This is a genomic window from Streptomyces vinaceus, from assembly GCF_008704935.1.
Taxonomy (GTDB): Bacteria; Actinomycetota; Actinomycetes; order Streptomycetales; family Streptomycetaceae; genus Streptomyces; species Streptomyces vinaceus.
The window spans coordinates 7,385,814-7,410,096 of the sequence record NZ_CP023692.1; the positions used below are offsets into that span (position 1 = coordinate 7,385,814).

At 74.6% G+C, this 24,283-nt stretch carries 21 protein-coding genes; all 21 read left to right on the forward strand.

The window, feature by feature from the left end; all coding sequences use genetic code 11:
• The first annotated feature begins 2 nt into the window (after positions 1-2).
• Positions 3-1,259: a hypothetical protein gene (locus tag CP980_RS33355; protein WP_150529892.1), complete on the forward strand. Its 1,257-nt coding sequence runs from the start codon at positions 3-5 to the stop codon at positions 1,257-1,259.
• The gene (locus CP980_RS33360; RefSeq protein ID WP_132760761.1) at positions 1,256-2,290 is read left to right on the forward strand and encodes a phosphotransferase; all 1,035 of its coding nucleotides are present in this window, start codon (positions 1,256-1,258) and stop codon (positions 2,288-2,290) included. Before CP980_RS33355 ends, CP980_RS33360 begins: the two co-directional genes overlap by 4 nt.
• Positions 2,283-3,803 (forward strand): FAD-dependent oxidoreductase, encoded by a 1,521-nt coding sequence (locus CP980_RS33365; protein WP_132760762.1) that lies wholly within the window; start codon positions 2,283-2,285, stop codon positions 3,801-3,803. Before CP980_RS33360 ends, CP980_RS33365 begins: the two co-directional genes overlap by 8 nt.
• On the forward strand, positions 3,800-6,253 hold the full coding sequence (locus CP980_RS33370) for a non-ribosomal peptide synthetase (protein WP_150529893.1): 2,454 nt from the start codon (positions 3,800-3,802) through the stop codon (positions 6,251-6,253). The genes CP980_RS33365 and CP980_RS33370 overlap by 4 nt, the downstream gene beginning before the upstream one ends.
• Positions 6,250-9,369, forward strand: coding sequence for a type I polyketide synthase (locus CP980_RS33375; RefSeq protein ID WP_150529894.1), 3,120 nt, complete (start codon positions 6,250-6,252; stop codon positions 9,367-9,369). The genes CP980_RS33370 and CP980_RS33375 overlap by 4 nt, the downstream gene beginning before the upstream one ends.
• Positions 9,366-10,208, forward strand: coding sequence for a 3-hydroxyacyl-CoA dehydrogenase family protein (locus CP980_RS33380; RefSeq protein WP_150529895.1), 843 nt, complete (start codon positions 9,366-9,368; stop codon positions 10,206-10,208). Before CP980_RS33375 ends, CP980_RS33380 begins: the two co-directional genes overlap by 4 nt.
• 2 nt (positions 10,209-10,210) lie before the next feature.
• A complete protein-coding gene (locus tag CP980_RS33385; protein ID WP_132760766.1) occupies positions 10,211-10,492 on the forward strand; it encodes an acyl carrier protein in 282 nt (93 codons plus the stop codon).
• Positions 10,489-11,673 carry an acyl-CoA dehydrogenase family protein gene (locus CP980_RS33390; protein ID WP_150529896.1) on the forward strand — a complete coding sequence of 395 codons (1,185 nt, stop codon included), beginning with the start codon at positions 10,489-10,491 and terminating at the stop codon, positions 11,671-11,673. Before CP980_RS33385 ends, CP980_RS33390 begins: the two co-directional genes overlap by 4 nt.
• On the forward strand, positions 11,660-12,799 hold the full coding sequence (locus tag CP980_RS33395; RefSeq protein ID WP_150529897.1) for an HAD-IIIC family phosphatase: 1,140 nt from the start codon (positions 11,660-11,662) through the stop codon (positions 12,797-12,799). Before CP980_RS33390 ends, CP980_RS33395 begins: the two co-directional genes overlap by 14 nt.
• Positions 12,796-13,419, forward strand: coding sequence for a class I SAM-dependent methyltransferase (locus CP980_RS33400; protein ID WP_150529898.1), 624 nt, complete (start codon positions 12,796-12,798; stop codon positions 13,417-13,419). Before CP980_RS33395 ends, CP980_RS33400 begins: the two co-directional genes overlap by 4 nt.
• Complete coding sequence (locus tag CP980_RS33405; protein ID WP_150529899.1) at positions 13,419-14,153, forward strand: SDR family NAD(P)-dependent oxidoreductase; 735 nt, start codon at positions 13,419-13,421, stop codon at positions 14,151-14,153. The genes CP980_RS33400 and CP980_RS33405 overlap by 1 nt, the downstream gene beginning before the upstream one ends.
• Before the next feature lie 93 nt (positions 14,154-14,246).
• Positions 14,247-15,521 carry an MFS transporter gene (locus tag CP980_RS33410; protein ID WP_132760771.1) on the forward strand — a complete coding sequence of 425 codons (1,275 nt, stop codon included), beginning with the start codon at positions 14,247-14,249 and terminating at the stop codon, positions 15,519-15,521.
• 28 nt (positions 15,522-15,549) lie between these two features.
• The gene (locus CP980_RS33415) at positions 15,550-16,365 is read left to right on the forward strand and encodes a 4'-phosphopantetheinyl transferase family protein (RefSeq protein WP_150529900.1); all 816 of its coding nucleotides are present in this window, start codon (positions 15,550-15,552) and stop codon (positions 16,363-16,365) included.
• A 108-nt stretch (positions 16,366-16,473) separates the two neighbouring features.
• Positions 16,474-17,721, forward strand: a complete 1,248-nt coding sequence (locus tag CP980_RS33420; RefSeq protein ID WP_229907117.1) for an ATP-grasp domain-containing protein — start codon at positions 16,474-16,476, stop codon at positions 17,719-17,721.
• Positions 17,722-17,789: 68 nt separating this feature from the next.
• Positions 17,790-18,521, forward strand: a complete 732-nt coding sequence (locus tag CP980_RS33425) for a class I SAM-dependent DNA methyltransferase (RefSeq protein WP_132760773.1) — start codon at positions 17,790-17,792, stop codon at positions 18,519-18,521.
• 4 nt (positions 18,522-18,525) lie between these two features.
• Positions 18,526-19,371: a tRNA ligase subunit PheS family protein gene (locus CP980_RS33430; RefSeq protein WP_132760774.1), complete on the forward strand. Its 846-nt coding sequence runs from the start codon at positions 18,526-18,528 to the stop codon at positions 19,369-19,371.
• Complete coding sequence (locus tag CP980_RS33435) at positions 19,368-21,410, forward strand: phenylalanine--tRNA ligase subunit beta (RefSeq protein WP_150529901.1); 2,043 nt, start codon at positions 19,368-19,370, stop codon at positions 21,408-21,410. Before CP980_RS33430 ends, CP980_RS33435 begins: the two co-directional genes overlap by 4 nt.
• A complete protein-coding gene (gene gntA / locus CP980_RS33440; RefSeq protein WP_150529902.1) occupies positions 21,407-22,099 on the forward strand; it encodes a guanitoxin biosynthesis heme-dependent pre-guanitoxin N-hydroxylase GntA in 693 nt (230 codons plus the stop codon). The genes CP980_RS33435 and gntA overlap by 4 nt, the downstream gene beginning before the upstream one ends.
• 205 nt (positions 22,100-22,304) lie before the next feature.
• Positions 22,305-23,684, forward strand: coding sequence for a helix-turn-helix domain-containing protein (locus CP980_RS33445; protein WP_132760777.1), 1,380 nt, complete (start codon positions 22,305-22,307; stop codon positions 23,682-23,684).
• A gap of 122 nt (positions 23,685-23,806) precedes the next feature.
• Positions 23,807-24,022 carry a hypothetical protein gene (locus CP980_RS33450; RefSeq protein WP_132760778.1) on the forward strand — a complete coding sequence of 72 codons (216 nt, stop codon included), beginning with the start codon at positions 23,807-23,809 and terminating at the stop codon, positions 24,020-24,022.
• A gap of 80 nt (positions 24,023-24,102) precedes the next feature.
• Positions 24,103-24,279, forward strand: a complete 177-nt coding sequence (locus CP980_RS35340; protein ID WP_165937447.1) for a hypothetical protein — start codon at positions 24,103-24,105, stop codon at positions 24,277-24,279.
• Positions 24,280-24,283 lie beyond the last annotated feature (4 nt).

Genomic DNA, 24,283 nt, shown 5'->3' on the forward strand with positions numbered 1-24,283 from the left:
CGATGAGGATCCTCTCCAGCGCCCAGGCCTGCGGATTCGGGCCCGTCTCCAAGCTGGTCGCCATCACCCCCCTGCTCGCCGGCAGCCGCGTCGACTTCGTCGGCCAAGGCGTCGCACTCGACTTCGCCCGGCGCCACAGCCACCGCTTCCACCGCATCACCGAAGGCGACACCAGCCGGCACGAGGACCTCGCACAGGGCCTCGCCGACGCCGACCTCGTGGTCAGCGTCATGGACGCCGAGCTCGTCTTCCGCGCGGTGCGCGCCGGCCGCCCCGTACTCTTCTTCGACAGCCTCCTCGGCTTCTGGCTGACCGACCGCAGCTTCGAGGAACTGGCGGCGCGCGCGCAGCTCGTCCGCTGGGCCGACCACGACACCGCCCGCTACGTCTTCGACACCCTCGCCCCGCACGAGCGCATCCTGCTGGCGCACCTCCTCGCCCGCCGGTCCTACGCGCAGAACTTCCCCGGGGTCCCCGCGCGCATCGCCGCCCTGGCCGCGACGGGCGCCGACCACATCGAGCTGTGCGGTCCCATCGTCGACCGGGGCGCCCTGGAAGGCGCACTCACCCAACCGCCCCCGGAGCGGCCCGCCGGCCTGCTGATCAACCTCGGCGGCTTCCAGAACTTCTTCCTGGACTACGAGTCTCACAACGCCTACCTCGACCTCGTGCGCCGCTGGGTCTCCGAACTGGCCGTGGCCCGGCCCGAACTCGGCCGCATCCTGGTCTGCGGCGGAGCGTTCCGCCGGGGCGTCACCGAGACCCACGGCGACGTCGAGGTCGAGTACGCCTTCCTGCCCCAGACGGAATTCCTGCGCCAGCTCGCCCACGCCCCGCTCTACGCCGTCCCGCCGAGCCTCACCTCGCTGCACGAGTCCGTCATCCTGCGCCGGCTCCCGCTGCTGCTCCCCGAGCAGCACTACGGACACATCGCCAACCTCAGGGCCCTGCGCGGCACCGTCGCCGGCGACATCGCGGCCAGCCTCACCGACCTCGGCAGCAGGTTCATCGTCCCCGAGGACGACCTGGAGGGCACCAAGGCCCTCGACCGGCTCACCCGCGAGCTGCTCACGGACGAGTCCGGCTACCGCCGGCTCGCCGACCACCTGGACACACGCCTGACCGCCTACCAGGAGCTGACGCAAGAGGAGCGCGGCGCCGCCGTCGACGAACTCGGAGCGCTGCTCGGCGGCCCCGCGCTCGCCGAACTCCTGGACCTCGTCGACCTCACCCCCGCCACCGCCGGGAGCACCGCATGACCAGCACCCCCGCCCCGCCCCCGCCCGCCCCCGCGGACCTCGCCGACCTGACCGAACGCAGCGTCGACACCGACGAGGTGGCCCGGCTGATGCTCGCCGCCCACCTGGAACGCACCGGCACCCCCGAGCCCGGTCCCGACCGCGTGCGCTCGGCCACCTGGACACCGGCCGGCGCCCGCAAGGTCCGCCGCCGCACCTTCGTCCGGCTCGACATCGACGGCGCGCCCGTCGCCGTCGCCAAGGTCCCGCTGTCCGTCACCGATCCCAAACTCGCCCGGGAGCTGGAGGTCCTGCGCGGCTTCCCCGCCCCCGCCCCCCTCGGCAGCCCCGTGCCGCTGGACGCCCTGTGCGGCGGGTTCACCATGACCCACCTGCCCGGCGTCGACCTGCCGACCGCCGTCGCGGGCACCGACGGGCCCGCCGCCCTGTGGCAGGTGCTGCGCCCCGCCGTCGAACGGGTGGCCGAACTGCACCTGTCCGGCGGAACGTCCGGCCGGGTGACCACCGCGGACCAGGCCCTGGAGACGGCCGCCGCGTACGTCCGCGAACCCGAGTTCGGAGTACGGCACGCCGACGAGGCGCTGCGCACGGCCCTGCTCGCACCCACCCACGGCGACCTGGGCCCGTGGAACGTGCGCTACGACGCCCGTGACGGCTCCGCCCGGGTGCTGGACTTCGAGGACTACCGTGCCACCGGCATCGCCGCCATGGACGTCGTGAACCTGCTCGTCACGACGGCCCTGCCGGTCTTCCCGGACTACCCGGAACACGGCTTCGACTGGCTCTACGACCAGGTCTTCGCCTCCGACCACTGGTTCCGGTCCGTACTGGGGCAGGGACTGGACCACTACGCCGCACTGACCGGGCAGCACCCCGGCCGCGTCCTCGACCTGCTGCCCTTCACCTGCCAGTGGCTCATCGAGCGCATCGAGGCCGAAGGCCGGGACACCAGCGGGCTCTTCTACCGCACCTTCGTCGAGCGCTACCTGGAGCGGCGCCCCACGGACCACCACGGGAGCAGCCATGTCTGAGCAGACCCGCACCACGCCCGCGGACACGGTCGTCATCGGCGGCGGCCCCGCCGGACTGTTCGCCGCGCTCACCCTGGTCCGGGCGGGCCGGCGCGTCGTCCTCCTCGAAGCGGGCGGCGACATGACCGAGAGCCTGTGCCCCCGGCTCGTGGCCCGCATGAAGGGGCGCACGGTCCGCGACGCGGAGAAGTTCCGCCTGCAGTGCGCGCGCTGCACCTGCCTCACCGGACTCGGCGGCGCGGCGTTCCACTTCGACACCAACCTCGGGTACATCTCCTCGCTCACCCGCTCCAAGATCGAGACGGCGCCCGACGGGACGGTCCGCTCCTACAGCGGCCTGGAGCGCGCCCTCGGCTCCTTCGACCGCGCCCAGGACCTCATATCCGAGGCGTACCGCATCCTCTACGAGCTGGGCCTGCCGCCCGCCGGACCGGCGCACGAGGCCGACGGAGCCCTCCTCGGCGACGGCACCGTCTTCCAGCACGTCGACACGGCGTACTCGCAGAGCGTCACCGTGGACGACTCCCTCGTCGTCATCGCCCGGCTCAGGGCCGAACTGGAAGACGGCGGCGGCAGCGTCCTGCTGCGCCACCGGGCCACCGATGTCGAGCCGCTGACCGGGGGCGGCTTCCACGTCCGCGCCGACACCCCCGACGGGCCCGCCGTGTTCCGCGCCGCCGACGTCATCGTCGGGGTCGGCAAGCTCGGCCTGCCCTGGGTGCGGGACCTCGCCGGACGGATCGGCGTACGCCACCGGCCCAGCAGCCGCGTCGACCTGGGCGTGCGACTGGAGGCGGCCCGCGAGGACCTCGCACCCCTGCTGGACGGCTGCCACAACCCCAAACTGTCGTTCCTCAACGAAGAGGGCCACTCGGTCCGGACGTTCTGCGTGTGCGAAGGCGGTCGCGTCATGCAGTACGGCTTCCTCGACGCCGTCGCGCTCGACGGGCAGCACTGCCTGAACCAGCCCACCACCAAGTCCAACCTCGGCATCCTCACCACCGTCGACCTGCCCGAAGGAACCGACGGTACCGAACACGCCGCCGCCTTCGCCCGGCGCGTCGCCGCCCACGGCTCCGGCAGGCCCGTCGTCAGCACCGTCGACGAACTGGCCGGACGGCCCGCCCCGGACGGGCCGCTCGCCACCAGCCTCATCAACTACCACCACGGCGACCTGCGCGACTGCCTGCCCGCCTCCACCGTCCGCGACGTCCTCGCCATGGTCGACCGGCTCAACACCCTCCACCCGGGGCTCGTTCCCGGCACGGCCACGGTCGCGGCGCCCGTCGTCGAACGCCTCTTCCCCGACCTGGACCTCTCCGACGACCTGGAGTCCTCCGTCCCCGGCCTGTACTTCGTCGGCGACAGTTCCTCGAAGATCATCGGCATCACGTACGGCGCCGCCACCGGCATGGCCGCGGCCCGCTCCGTCCTGCGGCGCCGGGGCGCCACACCACCTGCGGCCGGCCCGGCCACGGCCATGACCCCGGCCGCGAGCGGGGGACCCCGATGATCGTCCTGCCGCACCGCGTACGCGCCGCCACCCCGCCCCGCCCGGCGCACTGCACCACCCCCCTGTCCGCACCCGCGGCGGCCCTGCTCGCCGGACCCGAAGGCCACCTGGCGCTCGCCGCGCTGACCCATCTGCTGCTCCACCGCTACGGAGCCGGCTGGGACGTCTTCGGCGCCGCCGGCGCCACACCGCTGCGCTACCTCCCCTGCGAGGACCAGGAGAGCGCCACCCTGGCACAGCTCACCGCGTCCGTCCGCGCCGTCGACACCGCCCTGCCGTCCGACGGCGCACCGTACGCGGCGGTGCTCCCCGCCGGCCCGGGCACCGAGCCGTCCGCCCTCGGGCGGCCCGTCTGGACCGCCGCCGCCGACGGCCGGGACCTCCACCTCTCCTACGACGGCGCCCTCGTGGACGCCACCACCGCGGAGCACGCGGCCCGGCACCTGGGGCTGCTCGCCGACCGCGCGGCGCGGGAGCCCTCAACCACCGCGGGAGCCGTCGACCTGCTCCTGCCGGACGAACGCGAACTGCTGCTGGACGCCTGGAACGCACCCCCCACCCCGCACGCGGACACCACCCTGCACCGCATGATCCGCGAACAGGCCGCCCGCACCCCCGACGCGATCGCCCTGCGGGACGGCGCCGACGAGCTGACGTACGGCGAACTCGACGCCGCCTCCGACCGGTTCGCCCACCGGCTGCTGCCGCACCTCGCCGGCCCCGGTGACCTCGTGGTCCTCACCGGCGACCGGGACCTCGCGCTCTTCACCGCCGTCCTCGGCATCTGGAAGGCCGGGGCCGGCTTCGTCCACCTCGACCCGCACCTGCCGGACCTACGGGCCGAGGAGGTGCTGCGCGTCACCGCGCCCGCGATCACGCTGACCACCGCGACAGGTCACCGGGCCGTCGCGGACCGGGCCCTCGATGCCGCGGCGTTCCTCGACGGCGCACCGGGCCCCGGCGCGGGCGACGGCCCGCCCGGTGCCCCCGAGGACCGGGCCCGCCCCGACACCACCGCCTACGTCCTGTTCACCTCCGGCAGCACCGGCACCCCCAAGGGCGTCGTCCGTCCGCACCGCATGCACACCTCGCGCATCCGGCTGGAACAGGCGATGTACGGCATGGGCCCGGACGACCGGCACCTGCTGAAGTCGCCCATCAGCTTCCGGGAGTTCGCCTGGCCGCTGGCGACCGGCGGCACGGCGGTGCTGGCGGCTCCCGGCAAGGACCGCGACGACCGCCACCTCGCGGAACTCATCCACGACCAGCGCATCACCACCGTCAGCTTCGTGCCGTCCATGCTGCGCCTGCTGCTCACCCAGCCCGCGTTCCGCACCGCGCCCGCACTGCGCCACGTCTTCGTCGGCGGCGAGGCCCTCGGACAGGACCTGGAGGACGAACTGCGCTTCCTCGGCTTCGAGGTCCACAACACGTACACCCTCAGCGAGGCGGACTACGTGTGCCACCGCACCGGACCGCTCACCGCCCCCCGGCCCGAGGGCGCGGTCGGGACCGTCGTCGGCGTTCCGCTCGACATGCGGACCTACCTCTGCGACACGGCGGGCCGGCTGGTGCCGCCCGGCGTCGTCGGCGAGATCCACACCGGCGGACCCGGGCTGGCCGACGGCTACCTCGGCCGCCCGGACCTGACCGCCGAGCGCTTCCGCCCCAACCGGATCGACCCCACCGGCCCCGCGGTCCTCTTCCGCACCGGAGACCTCGCGCGTCACCTGCCCGACGGCCAGATCGAGTACCTCGGACGCGCCGACGACCAGGTCAAGGTCCGCGGGCAGCGGGTGGAGCCCGCCGAGGTGGAGACCGTACTGCGCACCCACCCGGGCATCGCCGACGCGGCCGTCGTCGGCATCCCCGACCCCGACCAGGGCGCCGTCCTCGCGGCCTACGTCGTGCCCGAGAACGACGAGGTCCCGCCCCAGCGGCTGCGCGAGCATCTCGCCGCCCGGCTCCCGGACTTCATGGTGCCCGCGCACCTGGCCTCGGTCCCCGCGCTGCCGCTGCTCGGCAGCGGCAAGGTCGACCGGGGCGCGCTGCGGGTGTCACCGCGCACCCGCCCCGCCCTCGACGTGCCCTGCACCCCGCCCGCCACCGCCGACCAGGAGCGCGCCGCCGTACTCGTGGCACGCGTCCTCGGCCTCGACACCGTGGGCATCGACGACGACTTCTTCGCCCTGGGCGGCGACTCCCTGCGCCTGATGATGCTGCGCGGCGCGCTGGAGTCGGCCAGCGGCCGGGCGATCGCCCTCGCCGACGTCCTCGCCGCCCGCACCCCGCGCGGCCACGCCCGGCTCCTCGGCGAGGCGACCGGCTCCGGCGCCGGCTCCGGCGCCGTCGCCGCCCGCCGCCCCGCCGAACGCCGGCGCCCTTCGCGGCGCGCAGGCACCGCCACAGCCCCCCGTACCCGACCGTCCGAAGGAGGCGAACCCAGGTGAGCGCCCCCCTGCCCGGCCACCACGCGCCGGCCCCGGCCCCGGCCGCGGCTCCGGCCGCGGCCGCGGACGACGAGTACGCCGTGGCCGTCGTCGGCATGGCCGTCCGCCTGCCCGGCTGCGAAAGCCTCGACCACTACTGGGAGATCCTCGCGGCGGGCGAGGACGCCGTCACCCGGCGCACGCAGCAGCCCGGCACCTTCGTCCCGGCCTACGGCTCCGTCCCCCGTCCCGCCCACTTCGACCCGGCACGCTTCGGCATCGCCCCCTCCGAGGCCCTGCTCCTCGATCCGCAGCACCGGCTGCTCCTGGAAGCCGCCGACGAGGCGCTGGAGGCCGCCAACGTCGACCGCGTCCGCACCCCGGCCATCAGCGTCTACGCCGGTGTCGGCCACAACGACTACGAACGCTGGGTGGGCACCGCCCTCGCCGGGCAGCCCGGCGTCGACGCCCAGGCCCTGGAGGTCACCAACCGCGGCGACTACGCCGCCACCCGCGTCGCCTACCGGCTCGGCCTGCACGGCGCCGCCATCACCGTCCAGTCCGCCTGCTCCACCGCGCTCACCGCCGTCCACCTCGCCGTGCAGGACCTCCTCGCACACGGCAGCGACCTCGCCGTCGCCGGCGTCGCCGCCGTGCGGGTGCCCGCCCCGGGCGGATACGACGCGCCACTCGGCGGCATCGGATCGCCGGACGGCGTGTGCCGCCCCTTCGACCAGGCGGCCGGCGGCTCCGTACCGGGCGACGGCGCCGGCGCCGTGGTCCTCAAGCGCCTCGGCGACGCGGTGCGCGACGGCGACGACATCTGGGCGGTCGTCCGCGGCACCGCGATGAACAACGACGGCTCCGGCAAATCCGGCTTCGCCGGCGTCGACGCCGCCGCACAGGCCGAGGTCATCCGGGCCGCCCTGCACGTCGCCGGTCTCCGGCCGCAGGACATCGACTACGTCGAGGCGCACGGCAGCGGCACCCGCATCGGCGACGCCACCGAGTGGAGCGCCCTCGCCGAGGTCTTCGCCGACGTGGACCACCCCGTCCGCGTGGGCGCCGCCAAGGGCGGCCTCGGCCACCTCCGGGAGGCCGCGGGGCTCGCCGGACTGGTCAAGGCCGTGCTGTCGCTGCGGCACGGACGGCTCGTCGCCACCCCGCACTTCGACCGGTTGCCCACCGACCTCGCCCGTACGGGCGGCCCGCTGCACCCGCTCGGCGAAGCCCTCGACTGGCCGCCTGCCGACGGCCGCCCCCGGCGCGCCGGAGTCAGCGCCTTCGGCCTCGGCGGGACGAACTGCCACGTCGTCCTCGAAGAGGCCCCGCCACGGCCCCGGGAGCACGGACAGGGCACGGACGCCGCGCAGTTGCTGCTGGTCTCCAGCCATCACCCCGACGCGCTGAGCACCGACCTCGACGCCCTGCGCGACCACCTCGACCTGCACCCCGCGCGTGCGGCCGACACCGCCTGGACCACCCAGACCGCGCGCCACCGCCACCCGCACCGCGGCTACGCCGTCGTCACCCCCGAAGGCGGCACCCGGGCGGCCTTCGACGCCGACCGCCTGCGCGTCCAGCACGGCCGGGCCCCGTCCGCACCGCCCGAGGTCGTCTTCGTCCTGCCGGGCATCGGCAGCCACTACCCGGGCATGGGAGCCGGACTCGCCGCCACCGACCCGGTCTTCGCGAGCCACCTGCGGGCCGCCGTCGAGATCGCCGACGGGCTGACGGACGGAGCCGTGGGCCGGTCCTTCGCCGCCCCCGGGCCCCGCCCCGCCGGTGACGGCGGCCGCGTCGACCTGCGGGCCCTGCTGCGCCGCGACGGCGCCGCCCGTCCGCCCCGCCGCGCGTTGCGCGAGGTCCACCTGTCGCTGTTCTGCCTCGAACACGCCATGGCCCGCACCCTCATCGACCTCGGCATCCGGCCCGCCGCCCTCCTCGGGCACAGCCTGGGGGAGTGGGTGGCCGCCGTACTGGCCGGCGTCATAGGCCTCGACGACGCCATGGCGGCCGTGGCCCGCCGGGCCGACCTCGTCGTGACGGCCGGGGAGGGCGCCATGCTCGGCGTGCTCGCCCCCGCCGAGGACGTCGAGAAGTACGCCGGCGACGACACCTGGCTCGCCGCCGACAACGGACCCGGGCACTGCGTGTTCTCCGGGCGCCCGGACGCGGTCACCGCACTCGCGGGCCGGCTGCGCGACGACGGCTTCACCGTCCTGCCCGTCGACACCGCCCACCCCTTCCACACCCCCCAGCTCACCCGGGCCGCCGACCTGCTGGGCGAGGACATGCGCGACGTGCCGCTGGGCCCGGCGCGCATCCCGATCGCCTCCAGCGTCCTCGGCCGCTGGCTCGACGGGGAGACGCCCACGCCCTCCTACTGGCGCGACCACATGGTCGGCCGCGTCCGGTTCAAGGCCGCCGCCGGGCTGGTCCTGGCCCGTCACCGCGTCCTGATCGAGGTGGGCCCCGGCACCGCCCGCCCGTGGATCGGCCAGAGCGACCCCGACGCCGTCTGCGTACGGACCGTCCGGCAGTCCTACGAGCACGTGCCCGACCGGCAGGTCCTGCTGGAGGCCCTCGGTGAACTGTGGACCCACGGCGTCGAGGCCGAGTGGGAGCGGCTGCACCCGGTACCCGGCCGCAGGACCACCCTGCCGCCCCGGAACCTGATCCGACGCCGGTACCTCCCCGACGCACCGCCGCCCGCCGACCAATTCGCGCCCTCGGCGCCCGTACCGGCGGCCGGCGCACCCGCGACCGGGGCCGGGGCCGGGGCCGGGGTCGGGGTCGGGGGAGAGCAGACCGGACCGCAGCACCGCCCGGACCCGGCGGCCGGCCCGCAGCCGCCCTCGACGGTGGGCGGGTACCTCGCGGAGCGCTTCCGCCTGCTCCTCGGCCTGCGCGAGGTCCACCCCGACGACCACTTCTTCCACCTCGGCGGCGACTCGCTGATGGGGGTCCACCTGATCGCGGGCCTGAAGGAACTCACCGGCACGGCCGTGCCCCCCTCCATCGTCTTCGCCTCCGCGACCCTCGGCGGCATGACGCGCGAGGTGGAGGCCTGGCTGGCCGCCGCGGGGCAACAGCAGCCAGAACCCCTCGACGACAACGAAAGCCGCAGGCCATGACCCCACCCACCATCGGCGTGCTCGGAGCCGGAGTCATCGGATCCAGCGTCGCCCACGCCGCCGCGGCGGCCGGCTACACGGTGACGCTCGTCGACTCCGACCCCGCAGCGCTCGACACCGCCCGCCGCACCGTCCGCCGCCACCAGCGCCTGGCCACCCTCCTCGGCGGCACGCGCGCCCCGGCGCTCGACATCCGCCCCACAACCGACCTCGCCGCCCTCGCGGACGTCGGGTTCGTCGTGGAGAACACCACCGAGTCGGAGCGGGCCAAACGGGCCCTCTACCCGGAGCTGGAGAAGGTCCTCGCCCCGGGCACGACCATCGCCGCCAACACCTCCGCGGTCCCCATCGGCCGGCTCGCCGAAGGGCTCACCGACCCGGGACGGGTCGTCGGCGTCCACTTCATGAACCCGGTCGACCGGATCGACATGGTCGAGGTCGTCCGCGGCGAGGACACCTCCGACGCCGCCCTGCGGGACGTCGAAGTGATGCTGCGGCGCCTGGGCAAGAAGGCCGTCGTCGTCCGGGACGCGCCCGGCTTCGTGATCAACCGCGTCCTGATGCCGGTCGTCAACCTCGCCGCCGCCGTCGTCGCGGACGGCGTCGCCACACCGAGTCAGGTCGACGACCTCTTCAAGGGCTGCCTCGGCCACACCTCCGGCCCGCTGCGCACCGCGGACCTCATCGGCATAGACACCGTCGTCCGCACCCTGGAGGTGCTGCACGAGCACTACGGGACCGACGAGTTCGTCACCCATCCGGCGCTGCGCCGGATGGTCGACCAGGGCCGGCTCGGCGCGAAGAGCGGCCGAGGCTTCTACTCCTACGACGGGAACTGACCATGGCTGCTCCGCAGACCACCACCCCCCGCCCGCACACCCCCGAGGAAGTCACCGCCACGGTACGGCAGTTCATCAGCCGGCTCAGCGGGCGCACAGCCATCGAGGACGACCGGCCGCTGATCTCCGACGGGGTCCTCGACTCCGTCGCCGCCGTCCAGATGGTCGACTTCGTCGAGCGCACCTTCGACGTCGAGATCGCCGACGAGGACCTCGAACTCGCCAACTTCGACTCCATCCGGGGCCTGGCCGGGCTCGTCAACCGCCGGCTGGCCGCATCGTGACCGGCCCCGCCCCCGCAGCCCTCCTGGCGGCCCTGCGCGACGACGCGTTCACCGCCCGCGCCACCGCCTGGGAGCGCGCCGGAGCCGTCCCGCGCGCGGCCATCGACGAACTGGCCGCCCTCGGCCTGCTCGGTCTCACCGTGGACACCGCCCACCGGGGCAGCGGCACGCCCCCGGCCGCCGTCACCGACGTGCACCGCCTGGTGGCCGCCGCCTCACCGAGCCTGCACAGCCTGCTCGTCGTCCACGCCATGGTCTGCCACGCGGTGCGCCGCTGGGCGTCCGCCGAACTGCGCGACGCGCTGCTGCCCGAGCTGGCGACCGGCCGGATGCTCGCCGCGTTCGCGCTCACCGAGCAACAGGCCGGCGCCGACACCGGCGCCCTGACCACCACCATCGATCGGGTCGGCGACACCCTGCGGATCACCGGCACCAAACGCTGGCTGTCGTTCGGCCAGATCGCCGACGCCTACCTCGTCTTCGGCAGCACGGACGGGCGCGGCTCCTGCGCCCTGGTGGACGCAGGAGCGGGCGTGCGCGTCGCCGTGGAACCCGTCACCGCGGGGCTGCGCGCCGCCCGGCTCGCCCGCGTCACCTTCGACGGCGCCACGGCACCGGCCTCCCGCGCGGTCGGCCGCCCCGGCATCGGCATCCCGTTCGTGGTGACCTCCTGCCTGACGCTGGGCCGGCTGTACGTCGCCGCCGGCGCCGTGGGCGTCGCCGAGGCCGCCCTGCGCCTGGCCGCCGACCACGCTGCCACCCGCGCCCACGGCGGTACCACCCTCGGTGACCGGCAACTCGTCCGGGGCCTGCTGGCCGACGCCGCCCTCGCCACCGACGCCGCCGCCCGCTACGTACGGCACACCGCCCAGGAGATCGAGGACCGGGAGCCGTCCGCAGCGGTCACCGCCGCCCGCGCCAAGCTGCTGGCCAGCAGGGCGGCCACCACCGCCACCGCGACCGCCTCCCGCCTCCTGGGCGCGGCCGGGCAGACCGAGGACCACCCCCTGGCCCGCCTGCACGCCGCCGCGCGCGTCCACGAGGTCATCGAGGGCCCCACCGAAGTACTCCAGGACATCATCGCCGCCGACCTCCTGCGGGGCCGGCCCGGCACCACGGACCGCGCCCCCTCCCCGGCGGCGCCGTACCGGAAGGAGGACGACCACCGTGCAGAGCACTGAGCCGCACACCCCGCCGCCCCCGCAGGTCAAATGCGTGGTCTGGGACCTCGACGACACCCTGTGGGACGGGACCCTCCTGGAGGGCGACGACCTCAGCGTCCCCGAGGCCAACCGGCAACTGGTCCGCACCCTCGACGAGCACGGCATCCTCCAGTCCGTCGCCAGCCGCAACGAACCCGACGCCGTCGCCGAGCAGCTGCGCGCCTTCGGGCTCGACGAGTACTTCCTGTACCCGCAGGTCGGCTGGTCGGCCAAGTCCGCCTCCCTGCGCGCCGTCGCCGAGGAGCTGAACATCGCGCCCGAGAGCGTGCTGTTCGTGGACGACTCCGAGTTCGAACGCGCCGAAGTGGCCGGCGTACTGCCCGACGTGCGCTGCATGACCCGGCAGGAGCTCCACGCCCTGGTGGCGGCCGGCGCCGTGCTGCCCGCGCAGGTGACCGACGACGCGCGGCGCCGCCGCGCGATGTACCTGGCGGAGAGCAGGCGCCGCACCCACGAGGTGGCGTTCGACGGCCCGGCGGCGGAGTTCCTGGAGTCCCTCGACATGACGCTGCGCGTACGTGAGGCGAGCACCGCGGACCTCGCGCGCGCCGCCGAACTGACCCAGCGCACCCACCAGCTCAACACCACCGGGATCACTTTCGGCCAGGACGAACTGGCCTCACTGATCCTGGACCCGGGCCACCGCGTGCTCGTCGCCGAACTCGACGACCGCTTCGGCACGTACGGCACCATCGGGCTCGCCGTCGTCGCCACCGGTACGACCGGCCGGCCGGGGGCCGGGCCGCGCGCCGCCGCACCCCCGCCCCGCTGGACGATCCGGCTGCTGCTGATGTCGTGCCGCGTCATGGGACGCAACATCGGCACCAGCCTCATCGCCGCCGTCGCCCAACTGGCCGCGGCGCACGGCGCCGGCACCGTCGCCCACTTCCGGCCCACCGACCGCAACCGGCAGATGCTCGTCACCTACCGGTTCGCGGGATTCACCGTCGAGTCCCGCACGGACGACCTGGTCGTCCTCTCCCTCCCCGAGGCGGGCGGCCCGGCCGTGCCCGGCTACGTACGCCTCGTCATCGAAGACACCCCCGCCGCCCCGCGCGGCACGAGTCAGGAGCTCATCGCATGACCGCCTTCACGCAGACCTGGACCGACACCTTCTCCTCGGTGTACGCGCAGGAACCGCTCGCCAAGCTCTCCTGGTTCAACGCCTCTCCGGGGCTCGAACTCATCAAGCGCGTCATCGACGGCACCCTCAAGCCCGGCCAGCGCCTCGTCGACCTGGGCAGCGGCCCGGGCGTCGACGCCGTGTTCCTCTCGGTACAGGGACTCGACGTGACCGGCGTCGACCTGTCGCCCGACGCGGTGGCCCGTGCCCGCCGGTGGGCCGAACTCGCCGGTGCACCGGCCGAGTTCATCCAGGGCGACGTGCTCGACGTACCGCTTCCCGACCACTCTGCCGACGTCGTGACCGACTCGTTCGTCTTCCACAACATGCGCGACGACGCGCGGGAGCGGTACGCCGACGAGGTCCACCGCCTGCTGAAGCCGGGCGGCCTGTTCCTGCTCAACTCCTTCTCCGACCACATGGTCGAGGGCACCGGCCCGCGCCGCATCACCAGCGAGGAGATCCTCGCCACCTTCCGCTCCGACCGGTTCACCTGCGTGGGGCTGTACGTCTACCGCAACGTTCCCACCCAGGCCAAGCCCGACCAGCTGCACTGGTTCGGCGAATTCCGGGCCCGCTGATGCGCGTCGTGGTCACGGGCGGCGGACGGGGCATCGGACGCGCCGTAGCCCTCGGATTCGCCGAGCGCGGCGCCCGCGTCGCCCTGATGGCCCGTACCGCCGCCCAGGTGGAGTCGGTGGCCGCCGAGATCAAGGCCCTCGGCGCCGAGAGCCTCGCGCTCCCGGCCGACGTCTCCGACGAACAGCAGGTCGAACGGTGCGCCGAGCAGGTGGACCGGGCGTTCGGCGGCGTGGACGTGCTCGTCAACGCCGCCGGGCTGTTCGACCTCGGCCCGACCACCGGCTTCTCCGTGGACGCCGCCCGCGGCCTGCTCGACACGAACGTCATCGGCACCTTCCTCACCTGCAAGGTGTTCGGCGGACGGCTCCTGGAGCAGGGCCACGGCAAGGTCGTCAACTTCTGCTCCCTGCTCTCCTACACCGCCTTCCCGGAACGGGCGCTGTACGCGGCGAGCAAGGGCGGGGTCCTGCAGCTGACCCGGAGCCTGGGCGTCGAGTGGGCGGCGCGCGGCGTCAACGTCAACGCGGTGGCCCCCGGCATGATCCGCATCGAGACCCCTCACCCGGCCGCGCTCGCCGAGGACGCCATCGTGGGCCGGATCCCCGCCCGCCGGCGCGGCAGACCGCAGGACATCGTCGGCCCGGTGCTCTTCCTGGCCTCCCCGGAGGCCGACTACATCAACGGCCAGACGCTGGTCGTCGACGGAGGCTGGCTCAGCTATGGATACCTCTGAACACCGCCCGCCCCCGGGCCCCCGCGGCCGGGCCTCCCCGGGTGATCCGCCCAGGCGCGCCGTGCCCGCGTCCGTACCGGACGGTGCTGACCGGTGAAGGCGGCGGCACGCAGGGAGCCGCTGCCCCTCTACACGGGGTTCCTCACCGGCTGGGGTGCCACCACGTTCGGCACCGGCCTCATGCTGCCGCTCACCGTGGCCTACCTCCGGGAGGTCCTGGGCCTGCCCACCTCCGGCGTCTCGCTGTATTTCGCCCTGTTCGCGGTGGCCGGACTCGCCGTCAACCCGCTCGCTGGCAGGATCGGCCGGATCCACGGCCCCGGTCTGCCCGCGATCGGGGCCACCGTCCTCCAGGCCGCCGGCGCGGCCTGGCTGGCCCTGGCGGACTCGATGGCCGCCACCGTGCCGGCTGCCTGCCTCTCCGGCGCGGGCACCGGCGCCTACTACGCGGTCCAGACCCCGCTGCTCACCAAGGCGTTCGGCACCTCGCAGCTGAGCCGCGTGCTCTCCGCCCAGCACCGCGTCTCCGCCCTGACCGTGGCCGTGGGAGCGCTCCTGGGCGGGCAGGCCGTGGAACACCTCGGCGAGGGCGGCTACACCCTGTGCGTGGTCGCCAACGCGGCCAGCTACCTGCTGTACGGGGCGACGCTCGTACGGCTGCGCCGGGCGCGGGGGCGACCCGCCGCACCCGGTACGCACCCCGCGGATCGAGGCGCCCCGCGGGCCGACCCGGGGGAGCGGGGCACGGCGCTGCGGGACCCGGTGTTCCGGCGGCTCCTCCTCCTGCAGACGGCCCTGGTCGTCTTCGGGCTGGCCCAGGTGGACGCCGTGGTGCCCGCGATCCTGCGCAACGCGCACCTGTCGGTGTCCGCCGTCAGCATCGTGGTCGCCTGCAACACCGTCGGCGTGATCGCCTTCCAGGGCCTGGCCCTGCGGGTCGTCGAGCGGATCGGGTACGTCGCCGCGCTGACGGCGGCCATCCTGGTCTGGGTGGTCGCCATGGCCGCCCTGACGGCAGCCGTGCTGGTGCCCGGAACCGGTGTACGCCTGCTGCTCGGCGCCCTGTTCGGGCTGGTCTTCGCAGTAGGGGAGTGCCTGATCGCCCCGAGCGTCCAGCCGCTCGTCACGCTGGCCGCCCCGGCGGCCCGGCTGGAGAGCTACGCCGCCGCCACCTCGCTCGCGCACGGCCTCGGTGCGTTCGTCGCGCCGCTGGTGCTGCTGCCGGTGGTGGACGGCGGCGGGGTCTGGAGCTACCTCGCCCTGCAACTGGGCGGTTACGCGTTCGCGTTGTACGCCCTGCTCTCGTTCCGCGGCCGCAGCGCGCGCCGCATCGCCGCCCCCGCCCTGAGCAAGGAGGCACCCCCTTAGACAGACACATTCGTGAAAGGAGCCCCCCATGCGCCCCGAGCCACCGTGGTACGCACCGCCGGCCGCGACGACGGGGGACGGCCGGCCCGCGCGCGGCGACCTGCCGGGACCGGGCGAGGCCGCCGTCTGGGTCGTCCCCCTGGACTCCGCGCCCGACGCCCGCCACGAGCGGGTGCTCGACCCGCGGGAGCGGGCCCGGGCGGCCGCGTTCCAGGACGCCCCCGCGCGGCGCCGCTACGTCGCCTCGCACCTCGCGTTGCGGACCGTCCTCGGCGGATGCCTCGGCATCGGGCCCGGGGAGGTGCGCCTGACCCGTGCGCCCTGCGGCCTGCCGCACTGCGCCGGACCGCACGGGCGGCCCAGGACGGCGGGCGACGGGCAGGCCGTCGAGTTCTCGCTGTCGCGAGCGGGCGACCTGGCCGTCGTGGCGCTCGCCGCGGTCACCGTAGGCGTCGACGTCGAGTCACGAGCCTTCCGCCACCCCGACAGCCCCCTCGACGGCATGATCCGGCGGCTGCACCCGGCCGAACGCGCGGCGCTCGCCGAACTCCCGCCCGAGCGGCGGGAGGAGGGCTTCCTCAGCTGCTGGGTGCGGAAGGAGGCCTACCTGAAGGCCATCGGCACGGGGCTGCCCGGCGGACTGGCCGGCCCGTGCGTGGGCCTGGCCGCCGACGCGGCCGCCGACGGGAAGGGGCCGGAGCCGAACACCCGGGGCTGGGCGTTCGCCGATCTCGACCTGCCGCCCGGCCACCGTGCGGCCCTCGCCGTCGCGGCGCCGGACGAGCCGCCGCGTACGCCGGTCGTGACCGTGCGGACCCTCCGCCTACCTCCGCAAGAATATTAGTGACTCGTTTACTGACTGATCTTGACAGTGAGTCGTAGAGATATTTGACTCTCTTTTATCCACCTCGATCGGCGACTGCGGAACCCGACCGGACCGAGAGGAAGACACGTGACACACGACCGTGCGGGCAGCCGCGAGACGCTGCTCGTCGTGGGGTCGGGCTACCGCGCCGGCCACGAGCGCCTGCTGGCCCAGATGGCCGCGGACGCCGACCTCGTCCTGCTCAACCCCGAACCGCCGACCTGGCAGCTGCACTGGGTCCAGGACTGCGCGGTCTTCGACGCCTCCGCGGGCGGTGACACCGACGGCGACGCCCTGCGCGCCGCGAAGGCCCTCCTGGCACGCCGCCGGGTCGCGGCCGTGGTCACCTACGAGGAGACCATGGTCGTCACCGCGGCCCGCCTGGCCCGTGGCCTGGGACTGCCGGGCGTGCCGGTCGCCGCGGCCGAACTGGCACGCGACAAGCACCGCCAGCGCACCCTGCTCGCCGACACCGGCATCTCCCCGACCCGCTCCCACCTCGTCCACGACCTGGACGAGGCCCGCCGGGCCGCCCGCGACATCGGCTACCCGCTGATCGTCAAACCGCGCGGCCTGTCCGGCAGCGCCGGCGTGCGCCGAGTGGACGAGGAATCCGAGTTCGACGCCGCTTTCGACGCCGCGCTGCACGCGGACAAGATGGGTCTCGAAAGCGAGGGAATCCTCGTCGAGGAATTCCTGGAGGGCTTCGAATTCGACGTGGACTGCCTCGTCCACGACGGCACGGCCACCCCCGTCTCCTGGGCCCGCAAGATCTGGGCCTACGACCCCTACCCGGTCGAAGCCGGTTTCATCACCGGCCACGGCACCCTGGGCCGGGCCGAGATGACCGAGGGGTTCGACCTCGCCTGCCGCAGCGTCCTCGCCGCCGGGATCGACCGCACCGTGGCCCACGTCGAGGTCAAGATGACCCCGGCGGGACCGCGCATCATCGAACTGAACGCGCGACCGGGCGGCGACATCGCCTCCCGCATCGTGGAGCTGGCCCGTGGAGTGCGCCTGGGCTCCCTGCTCACCGCCGCCGCCCTGGGCCGCGCGCCGGAGATCGCCTCCAGCGGCGACCGCTCGGCCGGCATCCGCTTCCTCTACCCCCGCACCCGCCAGCGCTTCGACGGCCTCGCCGAAGCCCCCACGCTGCGCGCCCGCCCCTGGATCCACGAGATCGGGGAGCTGCGCCCGCGCGGCGAGACGGTGACGCCCCCTCCGCAGGACCTCTACGGGCGCGTCGGTTACGTCATGGCCACCGGCCCGCACGCCGACGAGGTCGAGGACCGCCTGCTCCTGGCCCACCACGAGCTGCGCGTCCTCGGTTCCTGACCCCACCGCCCGAACCCCACCGCCCGAACCCCACCGCACCACCCCGGACCACGAGAAAGGCCCACACCATGACCGACTGGAAGCCCGAGACGTACGGCCCCCGCTGGAAGAGCGTGTACGACGAGATCGACTGGCCGCAGCCCGAGGGAGCGGTCGACTTCCTCGCCAAGCGCGTCGGCGGCGGCCGGGCCCTCGAACTCGCCATCGGGACCGGCCGCGTCGCCCTCCCGCTCGCGCAGCGCGGCGTCCCCCTCGACGGGCTCGACGCGTCCCCCGAGATCGTCGACGTGATGCGCACCAAGCCCGGCGGCGAATCCATCGAGGTGTCCATCGGCAACATCGCCGACTTCACCTCCGAGCGCCGCTACTCCCTCATCTTCCTGCTGCTCAACTCGCTGTACGCGTTGCAGACCCAGGAGGAGCAGATCCAGTGCTTCGAATCGGTGGCCGCCCACCTGGAGCCCGGCGGGCTCTTCGTCGTCGAGACCTTCGTGCCCGACCCGACCCGCTTCCGTTTCAACGGCCGCGCCCACGTGTACGACGTCGGACTCGACCACGTCCGCATCGAGGCCGACACCTTCGACCGGGCCACCCAGCACATCAAGGAGAACCACGTCGAGATCCGGGAGGAGGGCATCAAGCTCTACCCGGCCTTCCTGCGGTACACGTGGCCCTCCGAGCTCGACCTCATGGCCAGGATCGCCGGACTCGAGCTCAGCGAGCGCTGGGGCGACTGGGGCAACGTTCCCTACGACACGTACTCCGAGAACCACATCGGCGTTTACCGCAAGGCGGGCTGACACCGTGCCGGACGAACGGGCCCCCGCCGTCCTGACCCCGGAGGTGGCCGACGCCCGCTGCGACCCCGGGCTGCCGCCGGCCGGCCCGCACACCGGGCGGCCCCATCCGGTGGCCGCCCTCGTGGACCGGATCGGGGACCTGTTCGTGCCGCTCGGCTTCGACGTCGTCGACCTGCCCCTGCTGGAGTCGGCCCGCGACAACTTCGACGTGCTCGGTTACCCGCAGGACCACCCGACCCGGACCCGACTGAGCTTCTTCCCGGCCCCCGACCTGGTCCTGCGCACCCACGCCACGTCCGGCGGCCCGCAGGCCATGCGGGCCGCCGCCCCCGGCCCGCTGCGCACCCTGCTCGTGGGCACCTGCTTCCGCAACGAACTCTCCTCCCCCTACTCGGGCTCCCAGTTCACCCAGATCGACGGACTGGTGGTCCAGCCGGGCGCGGGCCTGCCGGACCTCATGGGGCTCTTCGACCGTCTGGTGTCCGGCCTGTTCGGACACGGACACCCGTGGCGCGTGCGCCGCGGCGACTACCCCTTCGCCTCACCCGGGTTCGCCGTGGACGTGGCCTGCCCCCGATGCGTCCCGGGCTGCGACGAGTGCGAGGGCCGCGGGCGCATCGAGATCGGCGCCGGCGGCCTGCTGCGCGACGAGGTCCTCACCGCCGGGGGCTACGACCCGCACGAGGTCGTGGGGCTGAGCTTCGGCTGCTCCGTCGAGCGCCTGCTCAGACTCACCCACGGACTGACCGACATCCGGGAACTGCTGGTCAACGACGTGCGCCTGCTGGAGCAGTTCGACCACGCCGGCCTGCCGGCGGGACCGCCGCAGAAAGGAACCGACCGACCGTGAAGATCCCCCTCGCCTGGCTGGAGCAGGAGTGCGGCGGCCCCGTCGACCGCGCCGCCCTCCTGGACCACCTCCACGAGAGCGGAGCTCGCGCAGGGTTGTACGCCGATCACCTGGTGGAGGTCCTGCCCCCGCCCGAGCTCGCCCACCTCGGCTCCGTCCGCGGACTGGCCGCCGAGGTCCGCGCCCGCAACGCGGCCGGGGCGAACGCGCCCCAGCGGTCGGCATCCCCGGGGTCGGCATCCCCGGCGGCGCCGCTCCCCGACGGCCTCGCCCTGACGGCGGAGGACGGCCTCCCCGCCCGCGTGGCGGCGGCCGTCGTCCGGCTCCCGGGCGAGGTCCGCCTGCCGGGCGCGGCAGCGGACCGGCTGCGCGCGGCGGGCGTGCCGCTCACCGGAACCGTGGCCGACCTTGCGGCGTACGTCGGGATCGAGACGGGGCACCCCATCGGCGCGGCCGACGCCGGGGAACTCGACGTCACCGGCCTGCGACTGCGCTCCGCGGGCCCCGCCGATCCGGCGGGCCCCGCCGATCCCGCGGATCCGGCCGGGCCGCCCCCCGGAGGCCTGCTGCTCCGCGCCGGGGAACGCACCGTGGCCGTCCTCGGACGGGACACCCCGGCGGCAGCCGTCCCCGCCGACGGCCGCGACACCCTGGTGTGGGCCTGGTGGCTCGACCCGGCGGCAGCGCACCCCGCGCCCGGGTCCGGCCCGCGCCCCGACCCCGACGGACCCCCCGCCGTACGGGGACACGACCCGCGCTCCTGCGACCGGGCGGTGGCCCGCCTCGTCGCGCTCGTCACCGACTGGGCGGGTGGCACCGTCACGGCGGCCGGCGGGGCCGGCGCGGACGCGCCCGCACCGCGCGTGCTGCGCCCGGACCCCGGAGAACTGCGCCGCCTGGTCGACCCGGACCTCGACCTCGCGACGCTGGCCGCCCTGCTGACCGCCGGCGGAGCGCTCGTCGCGCCTCCCGAGCAGGGCCGCCCGCTGCACGTCACGGTGCCCGCCGCCCGGCCGGACCTGGACGGGGTCCCTGCGCTGGCGGGGGAGGCCGCCCGGGTCCGCGGCTACCCGACGCTGCCGCGCCGACTGCCGCCCTCCGCCGCCGGCCCGTGGCCGGACCGGGCGCGCCTGCTGCGTCGCGGCCTCACCACGGCGGCCCTGAGACGGGGGTTGCAGCAGGTCACCACCCCGGTGCTGCTGCGCTCCGGCGAGCCCCTCGGCGCGGTCGGCACCCCACCGGCGGCCGAGCCCGTCACCGTGCACGGGCGGGCCGGACTGCGCGCCATGCGGGTGCGCGGTTCGCTGCTGCCCGGCCTGCTCGTCGTCGCGGGCCGAGCGCTGCGCCGGGCCGGAGCGGCCCACGTCTTCGAAGTCGGGCAGGTCCCGCGTTCCGCCGCGCTCGGGGACGAGTCCTGGCGGTTCGCCGCCGTACTCGCCGGAGCCGTCGCGCCCCCGTCCCTGGTCGAACCCCGGCCACGGACCACGGGCTTCGCCGACCTCAACGGCCTCCTGCGGACGGCGGCCTCCGCGGCGGGTCACGAGGCGTTCGAGCTGACGCCCGAACCCCATGCGGAGTTCGCGGCGGGCGCGTCCTTCACCGTCCGCGTCCGCGGCACCGCGGTGGGCCGGGCGGGGATCCTCTCCGAGGAGACCGCGGCCCTCGCCGACGCCGCGGGGGAGCGGGTGTGCTGCGCCGAACTCGACCTGGACCTTCTGGGCGGCCCCGCGCCGGCCCCGCCCACCGTGCGGGTTCCGGAGCCGCTCCCGCCGCCCGCGTTCAACGTCACCGTCGTCGTGCCCGAAGCCGTCTCGGCCGGTGAGGTCCTGCGGGTCGTCGCCCGGGCCGGCGGCACCGAGGACCGGCGGGTCGCGGTGAAGGACCTGCTTCAGGGCGGCCAGGTGCCCACGGGGCACCTCTCGCTCACCGTACGCGCGGAGTTCCTCCGTACGGACGACGGCCCCCTCCGCGACGAACGCCGCCGCCGCCGAGAAGCGGTGCTGCGGGAGCTCGCCGACCGCGGCTGGAGCGGACGATGACGGAACGGGACACACCCGGCGGCGAGCACCCCGGGCACGCCGAGGAGGTCGTGGAGAGCTTCACCGCCTGGCTGCGCGCCGACACGTTCACCTGTCTGGGCGCCCGCGCCGCACTCCAGCGCGGCGAACTGGTCACCGGCGTCTACGGGACCCTGGGCGACCGCGAGGACCTGCACCGGCTCCGCACGGACCTCTTGCGGTTCGTCACCGGCCCCCTGGCGGGCCCCGGACGCTTCCACACCTTCGCGGCCATCTTCACGCGGTCCGATCCGGCGGACGAGGAGGTGTTCGAGGAGCTGCTCTGGCAGCAGCTGAACGCACTCCACCGGGCCGACCGCGCGGACCACCCCTGGGCCCGCGAGGTCTCGCCCGACCCGCGCGACCCCCGGTTCGGGATCAGCGTCGGCGGCCACCCCTTCTTCGTCATCGGCCTGCACCGCCGTGCCTCGCGCATCTCGCGGCGCTTCGCCCATCCCGTTCTGGTCTTCAATTCCCACCGCCAGTTCGCCGAACTCAAGCGCACCGGCGTCTACCGGGGAATGCAGACGAAAATACGCGGCAAGGAAGTGGCGCTCCAGGGTGATGTGAATCCGATGCTCGCCGAGCACGGCGAGATCTCCGAAGCACGGCAGTACTCCGGCCGCGCGGTCCCCCCGCACTGGACGTGTCCGTTCGACCGGCACGGCTAGGCCGTGACCTAAGTCCCGCCCCACCGGCCGGACCCGTACCGGGCCGGCCACTTCGCCGCCACCCGCCCCCAAGGGCCCGGCCTCGGCCCGCCGGCGACTGACGCACCACCGGGTCCCACTTGATCCGACCTGGTACCGCCCGGTCTTGACCGAGTATATTCACTCGCTCTGTCCCGCAGTCAGTCACAATGAAGGGGAAGCCGCCATGGCGGAATCGCAGGCTCTGGGGTCACGGATCCGCCGGCTGCGCCGGGAGGCGGGCCTGTCGCAGATGGACCTGGCCGGCACGGAGCTCTCCCCGAGCTACATCTCGCTGCTGGAGGCCGGCAAGCGGACCCCCTCCCCGGAGGTGCTGGAGCAGATCGCCGCCCGGCTCGGCTGCCCGCCCGAGCACCTGCTGGAGATGGTGGCGACCGATCGGCCCGACACCCTCCAGACCGATCTGCGCTACGCGGAGATCAGCCTGCGCAACGGCGACCCGCGGACCGCGCTGGACACGTTCACCGCGGTCCGCGACGCGGCCGCCGCCCAGGGCAAGGACGCGGTCCGGCTCTCCGCCGAGTACGGCGTGGCCCAGGCGCTGGAGCACGACGGCCGGCTGGAGGAGGCCGCCGAGCGCTACCAGGCGCTGCTCGACCACGCCGGATACGGGCAGTCGCTGGTGCCGCGGCTCGCGGTCGCGGTGGCGCTGTGCCGCTGCCACCGCGAGATGGGCGACCTCGCCCACGCCGTCGACCTGGCCACCGCCACCCTGGAAGAAGCCCGCCGGCTCCGGATCACCCCGACCGTGCTGGGTGTCGAACTGATGGCCACACTCGTCGGACTGCACTGCGAACGCGGAGATCTGCACCGTGCCGCCGCGCTGGCCCGGACCGCCATCGAGGAGGCCGAGGGGGTCAGCGACCGCAAGGCCCTGGGCGCCGCGTACTGGAACGCCGGTGTGGTGGCGCACCGCAGCGGTGAGTCCGCAGACGCCCTGCTCCTGCTGGAGCGCGCCCTGGCCATCTACTCCGAGGGCGACGACGCCCGTGCCCTGTCCCGGCTGCGCAACGCCTACGCGTCGGTACTCATGCAGTCGGAGACCGGCGACATCGCGGAGGCCAAGGCGCAGCTGACACGGAGCGCGGAGGCCCTCGCCGACCACGGCAGCACCGTCGACATGGCCTACTGCGAGACGTCGCTGGCCCGCGCCTGCCTGCTGGAGTCCGACGCCCCCCAGGCGGAGCGGCACGCCCGCCGGGCCCTGGAGCTGCTGGGCTCCGGGCACCGGCTGGAGACGGCCCGGACCCTTCTGGTGCTGGCGGGCGCCCAACTGCAGCTGGGCGAAGCGGCAGCGGCCGAAGCCGGTTGCGAGCGGGCCGCGCTGTTGCTGGAGGCCTCCGAAGCCGACCGGCAGGCCGCCTCCGCGTGGAACGACCTCGGTGAGCTGCTGGAGCGCTCCGGGCGCACCGAGCGGGCCGTGTGGGCGTACCGGCAGAGTCTGCGCTGCCTCGGCCAGCGCAGCAGCCTGCTCCCTGCCGCCGGCGCATCCACCGGGGCGTCCGCCGGCGGCGACCGCGGTCAACAGGGGTCGGCCCGGGCATAGATCGGTTGCTGATCCTGTGTTGATCGTCGGCGACTAGCGTCGGACACGACAGGCCGGGACGGGCCGCAACCCTCTCCGCGTTCCCTCTCCCCGGTCCATGCCCCGACGAAAGTAGCGCTCGCATGTCGCACGTCCCCAGCCGCTCCACCGGTGCCCCCACCCCCCGGGCCGCCGCCACCAGACCTTCGCCCCGGCTGACGGCCCGCGCGGTGGTCCTGGCCCTGCTGCTGGCCCTGTGCCCCGTCCACCTCGCCCTCGCCTCGACAGCGGACCGTGACGCCCTGTCGACCGAGCACCAGAGCCTGCGCACCCCGGGCGACATCCCGCTGTGCTGCTGACGCGACCCGCCGGCACCACCGCACCGCCCCCCAGCACCCACCGGTGGACCACCGGTGGTGACCGTCAAGGAGGACCACCCATGTCCAAGCTGCCCACCGCCCGCCCCGCCCTCGGCCTGCTGGCCCTTCTGGCCGCGGCCGTCCTCGGCCTCGCGGGAGCCGGTTCCGCCCCCGACCTCGACACGGCGGGCGGTGGCCGCACCCTCGCGGTCAACAACACCGGGTCGGACTACACGCCGCCGGGACCCATCATGTGACGCA

What these genes read in the sequence shown, in the direction of transcription:
- CP980_RS33355 (WP_150529892.1), top strand. Translation starts at nt 3, where the DNA reads ATGAGGATCCTCTCCAGCGCCCAGGCCTGCGGATTCGGGCCCGTCTCC.
- CP980_RS33360 (WP_132760761.1), top strand. Translation starts at nt 1,256, where the DNA reads ATGACCAGCACCCCCGCCCCGCCCCCGCCCGCCCCCGCGGACCTCGCC.
- CP980_RS33365 (WP_132760762.1), top strand. Translation starts at nt 2,283, where the DNA reads ATGTCTGAGCAGACCCGCACCACGCCCGCGGACACGGTCGTCATCGGC.
- CP980_RS33370 (WP_150529893.1), top strand. Translation starts at nt 3,800, where the DNA reads ATGATCGTCCTGCCGCACCGCGTACGCGCCGCCACCCCGCCCCGCCCG.
- CP980_RS33380 (WP_150529895.1), top strand. Translation starts at nt 9,366, where the DNA reads ATGACCCCACCCACCATCGGCGTGCTCGGAGCCGGAGTCATCGGATCC.
- CP980_RS33385 (WP_132760766.1), top strand. Translation starts at nt 10,211, where the DNA reads ATGGCTGCTCCGCAGACCACCACCCCCCGCCCGCACACCCCCGAGGAA.
- CP980_RS33400 (WP_150529898.1), top strand. Translation starts at nt 12,796, where the DNA reads ATGACCGCCTTCACGCAGACCTGGACCGACACCTTCTCCTCGGTGTAC.
- CP980_RS33405 (WP_150529899.1), top strand. Translation starts at nt 13,419, where the DNA reads ATGCGCGTCGTGGTCACGGGCGGCGGACGGGGCATCGGACGCGCCGTA.
- CP980_RS33415 (WP_150529900.1), top strand. Translation starts at nt 15,550, where the DNA reads ATGCGCCCCGAGCCACCGTGGTACGCACCGCCGGCCGCGACGACGGGG.
- CP980_RS33425 (WP_132760773.1), top strand. Translation starts at nt 17,790, where the DNA reads ATGACCGACTGGAAGCCCGAGACGTACGGCCCCCGCTGGAAGAGCGTG.
- gntA (WP_150529902.1), top strand. Translation starts at nt 21,407, where the DNA reads ATGACGGAACGGGACACACCCGGCGGCGAGCACCCCGGGCACGCCGAG.
- CP980_RS33445 (WP_132760777.1), top strand. Translation starts at nt 22,305, where the DNA reads ATGGCGGAATCGCAGGCTCTGGGGTCACGGATCCGCCGGCTGCGCCGG.
- CP980_RS33450 (WP_132760778.1), top strand. Translation starts at nt 23,807, where the DNA reads ATGTCGCACGTCCCCAGCCGCTCCACCGGTGCCCCCACCCCCCGGGCC.
- CP980_RS35340 (WP_165937447.1), top strand. Translation starts at nt 24,103, where the DNA reads ATGTCCAAGCTGCCCACCGCCCGCCCCGCCCTCGGCCTGCTGGCCCTT.